Source organism: Kitasatospora sp. NPDC002543 (genome assembly GCF_053594915.1).
In genome coordinates this window covers 1-13,557 of sequence record NZ_JBSFWR010000085.1, presented here as the reverse complement: position 1 = coordinate 13,557, position 13,557 = coordinate 1, and the positions used below count along the sequence as shown (strand labels likewise).

Below are 13,557 nucleotides of genomic sequence, written 5' to 3'. Positions count from 1 at the left end.
GCAATGGACGACTACCGCCTGATCGCCGACCGGATCGCCGCCGAGATCGCGGACGGGCGACTGCGGCCCGGCCAGCAGCTGCCCACCCAGCGCGCCTTCGCCCGCGGCCGGGGCATCGCCAACTCCACGGCGGGGCGCGTGTACCGCGAACTGGCCCGGCGCGGACTCACCGTCGGGGAGGTCGGACGCGGAACCTTCGTACGGGCCGGGCGCGCACCGGACGACGCCCGGGTGGCACTGGCGGAACCGGCCGCCACCCCCGTGGACCTGGAGCTCAACTACCCCACCGCCCCCGGGCAGGCCGCGCTGCTGGCGGGCGGGCTGGCACCGCTGCTGCGGCCGGACGCCCTGGGCGAGGCGCTACGTCCCGTCGGCGCGGCCGGGACGGGCGCCGCACGGCGGGCCTTCGCGGGGCTGGTGTCGATCGACTCCTGGCAGGTCGACGCGGAGGACCTGCTGTTCGCCGGCAACGGGCGGCAGGCCATCGCCGGCGCGCTGTCCGCGCTGGTGCCGCCCGGCCGGCGACTGGGCGTGGAGGAGCTGACCTATCCGGTGGTCAAGGCGGTGGCGGAGCGCCTGGGCATCACGCTGGTGCCGCTGGCCGTGGACGGGCACGGACTGCTGCCGGACGCCGTGGCGGCCGCCCACCGGGCCGGGCCGCTGCACGCGGTGTACGTCCAACCGCGTCTGCAGAACCCGCTCGGCACGAGCCTGCCGCACGAGCGGGCGGTCGCGGTCGCGGCGGTGCTGCGAGGGCTCGACCTGCCGGCGGTCGAGGACGCCGTCTGGTCCTTCCTGCGGCCCGGGTCCGTACCGCTGGCCGCGCTCGCACCGGAGCGCACCGTGCTCGTGGACAGCCTCTCCAAGCGGCTCGCCCCGGGGCTGACCACCGGGTTCGCGGTCGCGCCGGCGGCGCTGCGCGAGCGGGTGGCGGGGGCACTGCGCTCGGGCGGGTGGACGCCGAGCGGCTTCGCGCTGGAGGCGGCGGTGCGCTGGATCGGGGACGGCACGCTGGCCGCGGTGGAGGCGGCGAAGCGCGCCGACGCGGCGGCCCGGCAGCTCCTGGCGCGCGAGGTGCTGGCGGGCCGGCGGCTGCGGTCCGACCCGGGCTCCTACTACCTCTGGTGGGAGCTGCCGGCCGGCCGACGGGCGGAGACCTTCGTCGCCGGGGCGGCGCGGGCCGGAATCTCGGTCACGCCCGCGACGGCCTTCGCCGTCGACCCCCGGCGCTCCCCCTCGGCCGTCCGGGTCGGACTCGCCTCCCCGCCGCTGCCGGTGCTGGGGCGGGCACTGGAGACGCTGGCGAAGCTGGCGGGGTCGGCGGGGTCGGCGGACGAACAACACACGACGGACAGATGACAGCTGACAGACTCTGAAATCTGTCAGCTGTTATCTGTGATCTGTCATCCTTCGGCTGTCACCCGCCAGCCGTCAGTTCCGGCTCCCGCCGCCCCGGACCGCCGTGTCCGCCGCGCCTCCGGCGCCCACGGCGCGCAGCCGGCTCGCGGCGGTGGCGGCGAGTTGGGGAGCGAGCCGGGCGACCTCGCGGGAGCCGACCACCGAGATCAGGGTCGGCAGCAGCCAGCGCACCGGCTGCATGCCGCGCAGCCAGGCCTGCGCGTAGACGTGGGCGGAGCGGCGGGCGATCCCGGCGACGATCCGCTCCACCGCGGGCTCCAGCGGGTAGGTCTTGTTGGCCGGCCACGGCAGCCCGGAGCGCATCTGCCGCAGCACGGCATCCTCGTCGGCCCCGCGCACCATGTCCGTGTCGGTCCAACTCAGGTACCCGACACCGACCTTGACCCCCTGGTACGCCACCTCCGCGCGGATCGAGTGGGCGAAGGCCTCCACCCCTGACTTGCTGGCGCAGTAGGCGCTCATCAGCGGCGCGGGGGTCAGCGCGGCGAGCGAGGCGATCTGCAGCAGGTATCCGCGGCTCTCGGTGAGCGCCGGCAGGAAGGCCCGCGCGGTGGCCACACTGCCGAGCAGGTTGACCTCGATGACCCGGCTGAACGCCCTGTGGTCGCTGTCGGCCAGCGGCCCGCCGATGGCGATCCCGGCGTTGGCGACGACGGTGTCGATCCGCCCGTAGTGCTCCTTGATCCGCCGGGCGGTGTCCTCCAGCGCTTCGAGGTCGGTGACGTCGACCTCCCAGCTCGTCGCGGACGGGCCGCACTGGGCGGCGACGGCCTTCAGCTCCTCCGGCTCCAGTCCGAGCAGGGCCACCTTGGCACCGCGCCGGGCGAGCTTGCGGGCCAGCGACGCCCCGACGCCGCGCGCGGCCCCGGTGACGACGACGACCTGCGCGGACAACGGCGGGATGGCGTTCATGAGACGGCGGTCCTCTCGTCGACGGAAGCGGTAACGGCGGCAGGCACCTCGGTGGCAGGCGCAGGAGCAGACACAGGAGCAGGCTCAGCTGAAGGCGCGGCCGCCAGGAACGCGGAGGCCATCCGGTGGATCTCGGCGGCGACCTCCGCCGGGCGCTCCAGCGGGGCCATGTGGCCGACCCCGGGCAGAAGCAACAGCCCCTGAGGGTCCTGGAGTTCGGCGACGATCCGGTGAGCGTGCACCGGCGGGGTCAGCCGGTCGCCGGTGCCGACCACCACCGCCGTGGGCGCGGCGAGCCGGGCCAGCCCGGCGTGGACGTCCAGCCGGTCCAGCACCGCGGCCCAGTTGGCGCGGACGACGGTCGGGCAGGCGTGCACGATCCGGGCCGTCGCCTCGACCTGCCCGGCGGGCGAACCGGGCCCCATGGTCGCGTACTTGAGCGCCACCCGGCTGGCCGGCGAGACCGGCCCGAGCGGCAGCCGGGAGCGCAGGAGCTGTCGGTGGAGGAAGCGCCGCAGGCGCCGGGCCCGTACGGCGGGCGGCAGGACGGTGAGTTCGGCCACCAGCTCGCCCGGCCCGGTGGAGATCAGGACGGCCGCGGCGGTCCGTTCGGCGACGTCGGGGCGGCCGCCGGCGGCCATGATGGTCATCCCGCCCATGCTGTGCCCGGCCAGCACGGCCCGCTCGCCCGCCGGGACGGTCCGTGCGAGCACGGCGGACAGGTCCTCGGCCAGTGCCCGGGTCGAGTAGCGGGCCCGGCTCGGCGGGATCTCACTGCGCCCGTGGCCCCGCTGGTCGTAGACGACCACCCGGTAGCGGTCGGCCAGTCGGCGGATCACCGGGGCCCAGAAGACGGTCGAGCAGGTCCAGCCGTGCGCGAGCACCACGGTGGGCGCGCCGGGTCGGCCGTGCACCTCGACGTGCAGCCGGATCCCGTCCGCCGAGCGGACGCTCGACTCCTCGACGGGAACGGGTGGCTCGTACTCCTCGGGCAGGTGGACGCCGCTCATGCGGACACCCCCTGGACGGCCCGGGTGGCAGCCGGTGCGGTGCGCATGATCAGCTCGTACTCGCCGAGGTCGACCTTGCGGGTGGCCCGGCGGAACGAGGTGGTGGAGCCGGGCCAGAGCACGGTGTTCTTGCCGTTCGGGTCGAGGTACCAGCTGAGACAGCCACCGGTGGTCCAGACCGTGCGGTCCATCCGGTGCTGGAGTTCGAGGTTCCACTGCCGCTGGGCCCGCGCGGTGGGCTGCATCGCGGCGGCGCCGATCGATCCGAGCGTGGTCAACGCGTCGATCATGTAGTTGAGTTGGGACTCGATCATGAGGATCATCGAGCTGTTGCCGAGGCCGGTGTTGGGCCCGATGACGAAGAAGAGGTTCGGGAAGCCGTGCACGGTGGAACCGCGCAGCGCCTCCATGCCGTCCTTCCACTCCTCCGCCAGGCTGGTGCCGTCGGCGCCGAAGACCCGCGCGCCGATGGGCATGTCGGTGACGTGGAAGCCGGTGCCGAAGACGATGGCGTCCACCTCGTGCTCGCTGCCGTCGGCCGCGACCAGTGTGGAGCCGCGCAGTTCGCGCAGGCCGGAGGAGACGACCTCGGTGTTGGCCGCCGCGAGCGCCGGGTAGTAGGTGTTGCTGAGCAGGATGCGCTTGCAGCCGATCCGGTAGTCCGGGGTGAGCCGGGCACGCAGCTCCGGGTCGGGGACGCCCTGGGCGATGTGGCGCTCGGCGAGCTGCTGGACCAGGCGCAGCAGTCCGGGGCGGCGCACGAACGCGTCCACCTGCATCTCGCGGAGCGCGAAGAGGGTGCCGCGGCGGATCTTCGCGGTGACCGGCAGGCGGCCGTGCAGCCACTTCTCCAGCTGGGTGATCTCGCGGTCGCGGCGTGGCAGCACCCAGGCCGGGGTGCGCTGGAAGACCGTCAGCTTGCCGGCCTTCGGCTGGATCGCCGGGATGATCTGGGCGGCGGAGGCGCCGGTGCCGACCATCGCGACGCGCTTGCCGGTCAGGTCGAAGTCGTGGTCCCAGCGGGAGGAGTGGAACACCTTGCCGGGGAAGCCGCTCAGCCCGGGCAGGTCGGGGATCTGCGGGTCGGCGAGCGGTCCGGCGGCGGAGACGATGGCGTCGGCGGTCCACTGGCCGGCCGAGGTGGTGATCCGCCAGTGGGTCTGCTCGCTCTCCCAACGGGCCTCCAGCACTTCGGTGTTGAAGTGCAGGTGCGGGCGGAGACCGAAGACGGTGGCGACCTTCTCCAGGTAGGCGCGGATGTCCGGCTGACCGGAGAAGCTGCGCGGCCAGTCGGGGTTGGGCGCGAAGGAGAAGGAGTAGAGGTGCGAGGGCACGTCGCAGGCGCAGCCGGGGTAGCTGTTGTCGCGCCAGGTGCCGCCGACCGAGTCCGCCCGCTCCAGCACGACGAAGTCGGTGATCCCGGCGCGGCGCAGTCGGACCGCGGCGCCGAGGCCGCCGAAGCCGGAGCCGATCACCGCCACCCGGACGTGCGGGACGGGCTCCTGCCCGGCGCTGGTGCCGGTCGCTGCGGACGCGCCGGAGCGGGGGCGCTTGCTGCTGGATGCCATGCGGCAACCTCCTGAGGGTGGGACGTGACCGTCGCGCTCTCCCGGGGCCGGTGCCCGGGACCTCCCGGTGGGCTGCCCTCCGGGACCCTGCCAATCGCGCCAGTAATCACTGGCATGGTTGGCAGGGTAGCCCTTGCTGACACCGGATGGAAGAAGCGCGACGGCTCCGGTTCGGGGAGCCTTCCGGGCCGACGGTCCTATGCTGATCGCCGTGGACAAGGTCAGAGCTGCTGCGGACGACAGAAAACGCGAGTACCGGGTGGAGGAACTGGCCGAGGCGGCCGGCATCACCACCCGCACCCTGCGCTTCTACCGCGAGCGCAAACTGCTCCAGCCACCCCGCAAGGAGGGCCGCATCGCCTGGTACGGCGAGGAGCACCTGGCCCGGCTGCGGATGATCGGCGAGCTACTCGACCGCGGCCACACCCTGGGCGGCATCGCCGAGCTGATCGGCGCCGGCGAGAGCGGGCGGGACGTCGCCGAGCTGATCGGGCTGGAAGCGGCGATCGTGGCGCCGTGGTCCGACGAGACCCCGGTCCGGCTGGACTGGGACGAGCTGAGGACCGTCTTCGGCGACCAGCTCACCGAGGAGAACACCGCCGAGTCGATCGCCCAGGGCTACATCACCGTCGAGGAGGACGGCATCACCCACGTGAGCCGGCGCCTGATGGACGCCACCACCGAGCTGGTGGCGGAGGGGGTGCCGCTCTCGGCCGTACTGGAGGCGAGCCGGCGCACCCGGGAGCACGTGGACGCCATCGCCGAGGTCTTCATCGAGGTGGTCAGCGAGCACCTGCTCAGCGCACTGTCCGCCGACACCCCGCTGCCGCCCGGCGAGGCGGCCCGGCTCACCGAGCGCATCATGCGGGTGCGGCCGCTGGCGCGCACCGTCGCGGACGCCCAGTTCACCCTGGCCATGGACCGGCGGGTGCACGTCGAGTACGCCGAACTCCTGCGCCAGCGACGGGAGAACGGTCCCGAGGCGTAGCCGGGCCGCTGCGCGGGCGGGGAATCCCGCGCCCCGCCCGCACGCCGAGGGGTGCCGCCGGCGCCCCGCCCGCTCAGCCGCCGATCGGCGAATCGGAGTGGAAGCTGCACGAGAACCGAAATTGACGTATCGTCAGGCGTCACACAGCAGGGGCGACGGTGGTCCGCTCACCGTCGCCCCTGCCGTACTCCCCCGCCGGCCGGCACCCACGGCCCGGCGGGGCCCTCGACACCACTCCCGGGCCCGATCGGACCAGGCCCGGCCCCGGCTCGGCTCCGGTCTTCCCTCATGCCCGAAGTCGACCGGGAGCGGCGTCAGTTGACGTTGACCGCCGTCCAGGAGGCGGCGACCGCGTTGTACTCCGCGCTGCCCGACCCGTACAGGTCCGCGGCCGCGCTGAGGGTGCCCGCACGGGCGCCCGCGTAGTCGGTGGTGGAGGTGAAGTAGGTGGTCAGCGCGCGGTACCAGATCTGCGCGGCCTTGTCCCGGCCGATGCCCGCGAGCGTGGAGTTGTCGTACGTCGGGCTGTTGTAGCTGAACCCGTTGATCGTCTTCGCGCCGCTGCCCTCGGACAGCAGGTAGAAGAAGTGGTTCGCCACCCCGGACGAGTAGTGCACGTCCAGGTTGCCGACGTTCGCGTCCCAGTAGTCCGCCGAGCCGCCGTCCTTGCTCGGCTGGTCCATGTAGCGCAGCGGGGTGCCGTTGCCGTTGAGGTTGATCAGCTCGCCGATCCAGTAGTTCGGCGGGTTGGAGGGCAGGTTGGCGTACCACTCGACCATCGTGCCCATGATGTCCGAGGTGGCCTCGTTGAGGCCGCCGGACTCGCCCGCGTAGTTGAGGTTGGCGGTCGCGGCGGTGACGCCGTGGCTCATCTCGTGGCCGGCCACGTCGATCTCGGTGAGCGGTGCGGTGTTGTTGCTGCCGTCGCCGTACGACATGCAGAAGCAGCTGTCGTCCCAGAAGGCGTTGACGTAGTTGGAGCCGTAGTGCACCCGGCTCAGCGCGCCGACCCCGTCGTTGCGGATGCCGCTGCGGCCGAAGGTCGTCTTGTAGAAGTCCCAGGTGGTCGCGGCACCGAACTGGGCGTCGACGGCGGCGGATTCGCGGCTGTTGACGGTTCCGTCGCCGAAGCTGTCGCTGGTGTTGGCGAACAGCGAACCGGTCCCGTCGGTGCCGTTGTTGAGGTCGCTGGTGGACTGGCCGCCGCGGCTCGCGTCCCGCAGCTGGTACTGCGAGCCGCTCTGGGTGGTGGTCAGCGGGACCTGGCCGACGAAGATGCCGTTGCCGGTGCCGGACGCGGTCTCGATCGTCTCGTGCGTGGCGAGGACCCGGCCGTCCGCGGCGTCGGTGACCAGGATCTGGCGGCTCGGGGTGCCGTCGGCGCGCGTGCCCTCGACCGTGGTGCGGTACGCCAGACGGGGGTTGCCGTCGGAGGCCCACACCACCAGTTCGGCCTGGCCGGCCGGGCGCACCTCGGTGAGCGGGGACTCGTCGGCGTCGGCGGCCACCCCGACCGTGGCCTTGACCGTCCCGGTGACCTGCGCGGCCGCCTGGTCGGCGGCGATCTTCGGGGTCAGGTTCGACAGCGCGATCCGCGCGGCGACCGCCTTGTCGACCGCCTTCACGGAGCCGTCGGCCTTCTGGTGGACGACGAGGTCGCCGCCGATCACCGGCAGCCCCGCGTAGGTGCGCTCGAAGCGCAGGTGGCGGGTGCCGTCCTTGTCCACCGCGGCGTCCTTGGCGACCAGTTGCTCCTTGTCGCCGAGCTTGAGCGCCTTGGCCAGCGGGCCGGCCTGACCGGCCGCCAGCTTGAGCGCGGTCGCGTGCTGCTGGGCGGCCTGGGCCTGCAGCGAGGGGGTGGGAGCGGCCTGGGCGGCGGTGCTCACCTGGATCACGCCGGTCAACAGGGCCGTGGCCGAGAGTACGGCGACGGCCGCGAGCTTACGCTTCACGTACGAGTCCTTCCGGAAAACCGCGCTGGGCGCGGTCGCGCCGCGTCCCGGGGGGCCGGGTCGGCACCTGTGGGGCGGGACGGGCACTGACGTGCGGGAACCCCGTGCAGTCGAGCGGCTCGCCACCATGGGGTGGGGGTGGGGCTACCGCCGGGGGGTGACCAGAAGCATGACAATCCGCCAGGTGAATTGACAGGTCTGCTTCATTGATTGGCCAGGTCCCGCCATTGGGTAAAGAACCTCCAATCGGCGGGCGAACCGGGGCAATTCACCGCAATCCGCCGGGCGCTACGACCCTGGCGAAGGCCGACCGCCTGCGCCTACGGGCATTCGCCCGGCGCTCGCCGACCCGACGCACCGGGCCGACCGACCCTCGATCGACTTTTACATGTGTGTAGAAGATTCCCTACGGTTCCTTGACACCGGGGTGGCGAGGTTCCGCCACCCGAACCCCTTGCCCGGCACGGAAGGTCCTGCTATTCGGGGCCCGCCGCCCATCTGCCCGGCGCGGTCGCCGCGGGCTCCCTCACTGGAACCGCCACTCCTGGGCGGTGTTGCCGGGGGTGCAGGCGACCATGGTGACGGCGCCGCCGGGGCCGTTGTTCGTCATGCAGCTCTGGTTCTGGTAGTCCCCGAGCGTGTACGAGCCCGCGGAACTTCCGTTGCGGACAGTCCAGTTGGTGAGGAAGCTGAACCCGCTGTTCAGGACCACCTGCCGGTCCATCGTCTGGACCATCATCGGACCGCCGTTGTTGCAGGCGTTGAAGAGGATCCACGAACCCGGGTTGGTCGACCGCACCCAGCCGTACTGCGCGTGGCCACCGACCACGATCGGGTTGTCGCCCTTCAGGTTGTCGTCGCGCAGCCCGATCGCACGGCCGTCCTTCACGCTGACGATGGTGGTCCAGCTGCTCCCCTCGCAGGACGGCGGCCTGTTCGAGCCCTCCGGGCTGTTGGCGGTGCCGCCGGCGGTCTGGGCCGGGGGCTGCGGGTTCTGGTTGGCGGGCGGGTTGGGCTGGTTGGGCTGGGTGCCGCCGCCGGACTGGTTGGCCTGACCTCCCGACGCCCCTCCCGACGCCCCTCCGGCCGCCGCGCCCGTACCGCCGGTCCGGCCGGCGCCGGAGCCGCCCGGTGCGGCGGCCGGGGGAAGTGCGGCCTGCGGCGGGTTCTGGGCCGCGCCCGGCGTCGGCTGGTCGGCGCCCGGGGTGGCCGCCGGGGTGTCGGTCGGCGCAGGGGCGGCGGGTGCGGTGGTGACCGCGGGCGCCGACGTGCCGCGACCCGGGGTCACGGGCGCGGTGACCACGACCGTCGGCTGGGCGGCGGGCGGCCGCGCCGCATCGGAGCCGCCCGCACCGCGGTCGATCAGCAGGACGGTCGCCGTGCCCATCGAGATGACGACGGGAACGACGACGGGTACCAGCAGGGTGCGCCGCGAGCGCCGACGGCCGGGTTCGGTCGGCGCCTGCGGCTCCACCTTCGCGACCTCGTCCGGCGCCGGGGCTCCGCCCTCGGCGGGCGCCATCACAACCCCCGCCGCGGCCGGTACCGCCGCCGCGCCCTCGGCCCCCGGGGCCCCGGTACCCTTCGCCGCCGCACCCGTACCGGGCCGGAGCCGGACGGTCCCGCTGTCGGCCGGTCCGGTCTTCCGGAGCACCGGCCGGGCCGCGGGGTGCTCCCCCGCGAGTGCCGCACGGGCGGCCGCCGCCATCTCGGCGGCGTCGGCGTACCGCTCCTCGGGCTTCTTGGCGAGCGCCCGGGCGACCAGCGCCCGCACCGGCCCCGGGAAGGTCTCCGGCAGTTCCGGCACCGGCTGGTTGACGTGCTTGAGCGCGATCTGGAGCGGTCCGTCACCGGAGTACGGCGGCTCACCCGTCAGTAGCTCGTAGCAGACCACGCCGATCGAGTAGAGGTCGGTGGCCGGTCCGAGGTCCGCGCCCTCGGCCTGCTCCGGGGACATGTAGAGCGCGGTGCCGATGATCGCGAACGGGGCCGTGAGCTTGGTGCTGGCGAGCGCCCGGGCGATGCCGAAGTCGGTGACGGCCACCCGCCCGTCGTCGCGCACCATCAGGTTGGACGGCTTGACGTCCCGGTGCACGATCTCCCGCCGGTGCGCCGCGTGCAGCGCGTCCAAGGCGCCGGCCACCAGTCCGAGGGTGCGCTCGACGGTCATCGGCCCGGTGTCCTTGAGCACCCGGTCCAGCGGGCGGCCGTCGATCAGCTCCATGACGATGTAGGCGCAGCGCTCCTCGTCTCCCCCGCCGCTCTCGCCGTAGTCGTGGACGCCCACCACACCGGGGTGGTCGACGGCGGCCACCAGCTGGGCCTCGCGGCGGAAGCGCTGGGCCGAGGTGTCGTCCTCCAGCAGCTCCGAGCGGAGGATCTTGACCGCGACCCGCCGCGCCAGCACGGTGTCCTCGGCCTTCCAGACCGAGCCCATCGCTCCGCCGCCGATCCTCTCGATCAGCTCGTACCGCCCACCGAGCACGGTGCCCACGCCGCTCATACCCCTGCTCCCCCATGTCATGACCCCGCCCCGACGGGTCGTCGGCACACAGTGTGCCAGAGCGTGTCACATCCTCAGCTGTGCGGTTCCGAAAAGGAATTGGCCATGAGTCGTCAGTTTCCGCCAAAGTATCGAGCCCGGTCCGCGACCTCTCGGACGGCCTCGACGACGGCCCGGGGCCGGTCCGCCTGAATGGCGTGACCGGCCCCGTGGACCTCGGCGTGCGTCCCCCGGACGGCGCGGCTCGCGATGCCCGCCTGCAGGGCCGTCCAGTGGACCCGCATCGCCCGGGGCAGACCCCGGGTCGCGCTCAGGACCGCCAACGGCGCCTCCAACGGCGGGGCCCCGGCTCGGCGCCGCCGGACCCCGGGGGCGGCGGCCACGGTCAACCGCTGCTCGGCGAGGACGGCCCGCCGCTGGTGCCGGTGGGCGATCACGGCCGCCTCGGCCCGGTCGAGTGGCTCACCCGGCCCCGGCACCGTCCGCGACAGCGCGGCCCGGTACAGCCACAGCCGGTTCAGCACGGCCTCGGCGACCTCGATGGACCGCGGCTGGAAGTCCTCGTGCGCCGGATCCACCAGCACCAGCCCGGCCACCAGCTCCGGCCTTTCCCAAGCGAGGAGTTGGGCCGTCTGGGCACCCCAGCTGTGCCCCACCAGGAGGGCCGGGCCCGCGCCCAGGTGCCGGACCAGGGCCGCCAGGTCGGCGAGCTGGCCGCTCACCGTCGGTGCGGCACCCGACTCGGGCTCGCTGGCCCCCAGACCGGCCCGGTCGTACGCCACGACCCTCCCGTACCGGGCGAGTTCGGGCAGGACGGCCGACCAGCCGAGCGCCGTGGTGCCGCAGCCCGCGATCAGGACCACCGGCGCGACACCTCCCCGACCGGCCTCCACCCAGCGCAACGCCCTTCCGCTACGGTCGAGTTCACCGGCGCGCAGACCGCCGGGCAGGTGCTCGCCGAGCGCCCGGGCGACGGCCGCCTGGACGCTCCGCAGGCCCTCCCCCGAGGGTGGCGCCCCCCGCTCGCCCCGCATGGTGTTCATGTGCCGCCCCCTGGTCTTGTCGACCGGCCCCTCCCCCGGGGCCGGTCACAGGTCAGCCGGCCCGTTGGCCGGTCGATGGCCGGTCAGTGGCAGGTCGGTGGCCCATCGGCGGCCGGTCGGCGGCCCGTCGGTGGCCCGTCGGTGGCCGGTCGGCGGCCGGTCGGCGGCCGGTCGGGCCGTCGGCCTCAGACCGGCAGGACCCGCCCCAGCAGGCCGAGCAGCGCCTCCCAGTGCCGCTCGGCGGCCGCCGCGTCGTAGCGGCTGGTGTCGGCCTGGGTGTAGCCGTGCGGCGCGCCGGCGTAGACCTCCGCCCGGTACCGGACACCGGCGGCGGTGAGGGCCTCGGCGAGCCGGTCGATCTGCTCGGGCGGCAGTGACGGGTCCTCGTCCGCGTGGCCGAAGTACAGCTCGGCGGTGATCCGTTCGGCGCCCAGGTGCGGGCTGTCCGGACTGTCGGTGGCGAGGCTCCCGCCGTGGAACCCGGCCGCGACGGCGACCCGGTCCGGGTGGCTGGCGGCCGTGCGCAGCGCCAGCAGCGCCCCGCGGCAGTAGCCGGTCAGGCCAACCGGACCGTCCTGGACCAGCGGCGACTCGGCGAGCCAGCGCAGGTACGCGTCCGCGTCGCGGGTGGTCGCCTCCGGGGTGAGCGTGCCGAGCAACGGGACGATCCGGGCGAAGAGTTCGTCGGCCCGGTCCAGGTCGATGAGCTCCGGCAGTTCGACGACCGGTGCCCGGCCATCGCGGTAGAACACGTTGGGAACGAGCACGGTGTACCCGGCCGAGGCCAGCCGGTCGGCCATGCGTTCCAGGTGCGGCCGGAGCCCGAAGGCGTCCATGTAGAGGATGACACCCGGGTGGGCCCGACCGTCGTCGGGATGGGCGAGGTAGGCGTCGGCGATGCCGTCCGCCGTCGGGATGTCCACGAGGGTTCCGCGTACGGGCATGGTGAGGGGCGCTCCTTCCGGTTCGACCGGCAGCGTATCCGGTGACCCGCCACCCCGCCCCTGTGCTTTCCGTCGCACTGCGCCCGCGGAGCGCCCGAGGCGCGTCCGGGGCGGTTCGGGGCGCGTCCGGGGCGGTTCCTGGGCGATTCCGGGGTCCGTCCGCGGGGAACGCCCGGGCCCCGTGGGCGCGTTGAGCGGGCATGGGGTTGATCGTGGGTCTGGCGGCGACGGTCGCGACGGTGCTGGGGCTGGTGCTCCTGGCGATGTGGCAGGTCCAGGGCGAGTCCTCGTCCCGGCCGCGGCGGCGCGGGCCCGGGGCGGGGCTGGGCGCCGGCGGCCTCGAGGAACTGCACGCGCTGTTCAGCCCGGGCAAGCAGGTGCAGGTGGAGCAGAAGCGGGATCAGCTCGTACTGCGGAACGACGCGCAGGCCGGAGCGCCGCCGCGGTTCGGCGTGGATCTGGACCGGGGCGTCGCGGTGCTGCCCGGCGGGGCCGCGGAAGGGCGCCCCGGCCCCGCGCAGCACGGGGGTAGCGGCACGGGCGCAGGCGCGGGCGCGGGCGCGGGCGCGGGCGCGGGCGCGGGCGGCCGGGCACCCGAGGGGACGGGGGCTCAAACACCCCAGGTGCGGGAGCAGAGCACCAACCGGTAGCCGTCCGGGTCGGCCACCGTCACGCCGTGCTCGTCCCAGTACGGGTTGTGGGACTCGACCCGGGTGCCGCCGAGCTCCTCCAGCCTGGCGACCAGCGCCTCGTCCGCCGGGGCACCGAGGTAGACGACGAACAGGTCGTCGACCGTCGGGGTCGGCTCCAACGGCCGCTCCGGGTCGTGCGTCAGCTCGAAGTGCCAGCTGCCGCCCGCCGGTCCGACCATCAGCAGGTCGTGCTTGCCGGACACCCGCTCGGTGCTGCGCCACTGCACGGCGAGGCCGAGGCCGTCGATGTAGAAGCGCTCGGCCGCCGCGATGTCGCGCGAGGGACGGGCGATCCGGACCCGCATGGTGGCATCGATCATGCCGGCGACCATAGCCGATGCCGCCGGAAGCCAACCATCCTGTGCGACAGGTTCGTGGACGGATCGTCAGGAAGCGTGGGCGGCGGAACCCCGCCGGAGGCCCGGGGCGGGCGAGGTCGGACGGGCACCCGGCCCGGCGGCGGAGCCGGCGGGAACGAGCGACGGATGACAGATGACAGCTGACAGATTTCGAAATCTGTCAGCTG

The 13,557-nt window shown here is 73.9% G+C and carries 11 protein-coding genes; 3 read left to right on the top strand and 8 right to left on the bottom strand.

Annotated elements, in window-relative coordinates; all coding sequences use genetic code 11:
• The first annotated feature begins 3 nt into the window (after positions 1–3).
• On the top strand, positions 4–1,359 hold the full coding sequence (locus ACWD4P_RS28535; protein WP_449781595.1) for an aminotransferase-like domain-containing protein: 1,356 nt from the start codon (positions 4–6) through the stop codon (positions 1,357–1,359).
• Between the two features lie 72 nt (positions 1,360–1,431).
• On the opposite strand, the gene ACWD4P_RS28530 is transcribed toward ACWD4P_RS28535, so the two are convergent.
• The 3 genes from ACWD4P_RS28530 to ACWD4P_RS28520 are packed head-to-tail and all read right to left on the bottom strand — an operon-like array spanning position 1,432 to position 4,909.
• The gene (locus tag ACWD4P_RS28530) at positions 1,432–2,331 is read right to left on the bottom strand and encodes an SDR family oxidoreductase (protein ID WP_359821905.1); all 900 of its coding nucleotides are present in this window, start codon (positions 2,329–2,331) and stop codon (positions 1,432–1,434) included.
• Entirely contained in the window at positions 2,328–3,341 is a 1,014-nt protein-coding gene (locus ACWD4P_RS28525; RefSeq protein ID WP_449781594.1) for an alpha/beta fold hydrolase, read from the bottom strand. The genes ACWD4P_RS28530 and ACWD4P_RS28525 overlap by 4 nt, the downstream gene beginning before the upstream one ends.
• Positions 3,338–4,909, bottom strand: a complete 1,572-nt coding sequence (locus tag ACWD4P_RS28520) for a flavin-containing monooxygenase (RefSeq protein ID WP_449781593.1) — start codon at positions 4,907–4,909, stop codon at positions 3,338–3,340. The genes ACWD4P_RS28525 and ACWD4P_RS28520 overlap by 4 nt, the downstream gene beginning before the upstream one ends.
• Before the next feature lie 199 nt (positions 4,910–5,108).
• Here ACWD4P_RS28520 and ACWD4P_RS28515 point away from each other — a divergent pair, with 199 nt between their 5' ends.
• Complete coding sequence (locus ACWD4P_RS28515; protein ID WP_449781592.1) at positions 5,109–5,897, top strand: MerR family transcriptional regulator; 789 nt, start codon at positions 5,109–5,111, stop codon at positions 5,895–5,897.
• A gap of 314 nt (positions 5,898–6,211) precedes the next feature.
• Here ACWD4P_RS28515 and ACWD4P_RS28510 read toward each other — a convergent pair whose 3' ends face one another.
• From ACWD4P_RS28510 to ACWD4P_RS28495, 4 genes are all read right to left on the bottom strand, one after another.
• On the bottom strand, positions 6,212–7,849 hold the full coding sequence (locus ACWD4P_RS28510; RefSeq protein WP_449781591.1) for a M4 family metallopeptidase: 1,638 nt from the start codon (positions 7,847–7,849) through the stop codon (positions 6,212–6,214).
• A gap of 526 nt (positions 7,850–8,375) precedes the next feature.
• Positions 8,376–10,352: a serine/threonine-protein kinase gene (locus ACWD4P_RS28505; protein WP_449781590.1), complete on the bottom strand. Its 1,977-nt coding sequence runs from the start codon at positions 10,350–10,352 to the stop codon at positions 8,376–8,378.
• 113 nt (positions 10,353–10,465) lie between these two features.
• Positions 10,466–11,395: an alpha/beta fold hydrolase gene (locus tag ACWD4P_RS28500; RefSeq protein ID WP_449781589.1), complete on the bottom strand. Its 930-nt coding sequence runs from the start codon at positions 11,393–11,395 to the stop codon at positions 10,466–10,468.
• Positions 11,396–11,580: 185 nt separating this feature from the next.
• The gene (locus tag ACWD4P_RS28495; RefSeq protein ID WP_449781588.1) at positions 11,581–12,339 is read right to left on the bottom strand and encodes a dienelactone hydrolase family protein; all 759 of its coding nucleotides are present in this window, start codon (positions 12,337–12,339) and stop codon (positions 11,581–11,583) included.
• A 200-nt stretch (positions 12,340–12,539) separates the two neighbouring features.
• Between ACWD4P_RS28495 and ACWD4P_RS28490 the strand changes: the two genes are divergently transcribed.
• A complete protein-coding gene (locus ACWD4P_RS28490) occupies positions 12,540–12,989 on the top strand; it encodes a DUF6191 domain-containing protein (protein ID WP_449781587.1) in 450 nt (149 codons plus the stop codon).
• Here ACWD4P_RS28490 and ACWD4P_RS28485 read toward each other — a convergent pair.
• Positions 12,950–13,351, bottom strand: a complete 402-nt coding sequence (locus ACWD4P_RS28485; protein ID WP_449781586.1) for a VOC family protein — start codon at positions 13,349–13,351, stop codon at positions 12,950–12,952. The genes ACWD4P_RS28490 and ACWD4P_RS28485 overlap by 40 nt on opposite strands.
• Positions 13,352–13,557: the final 206 nt, after the last annotated feature.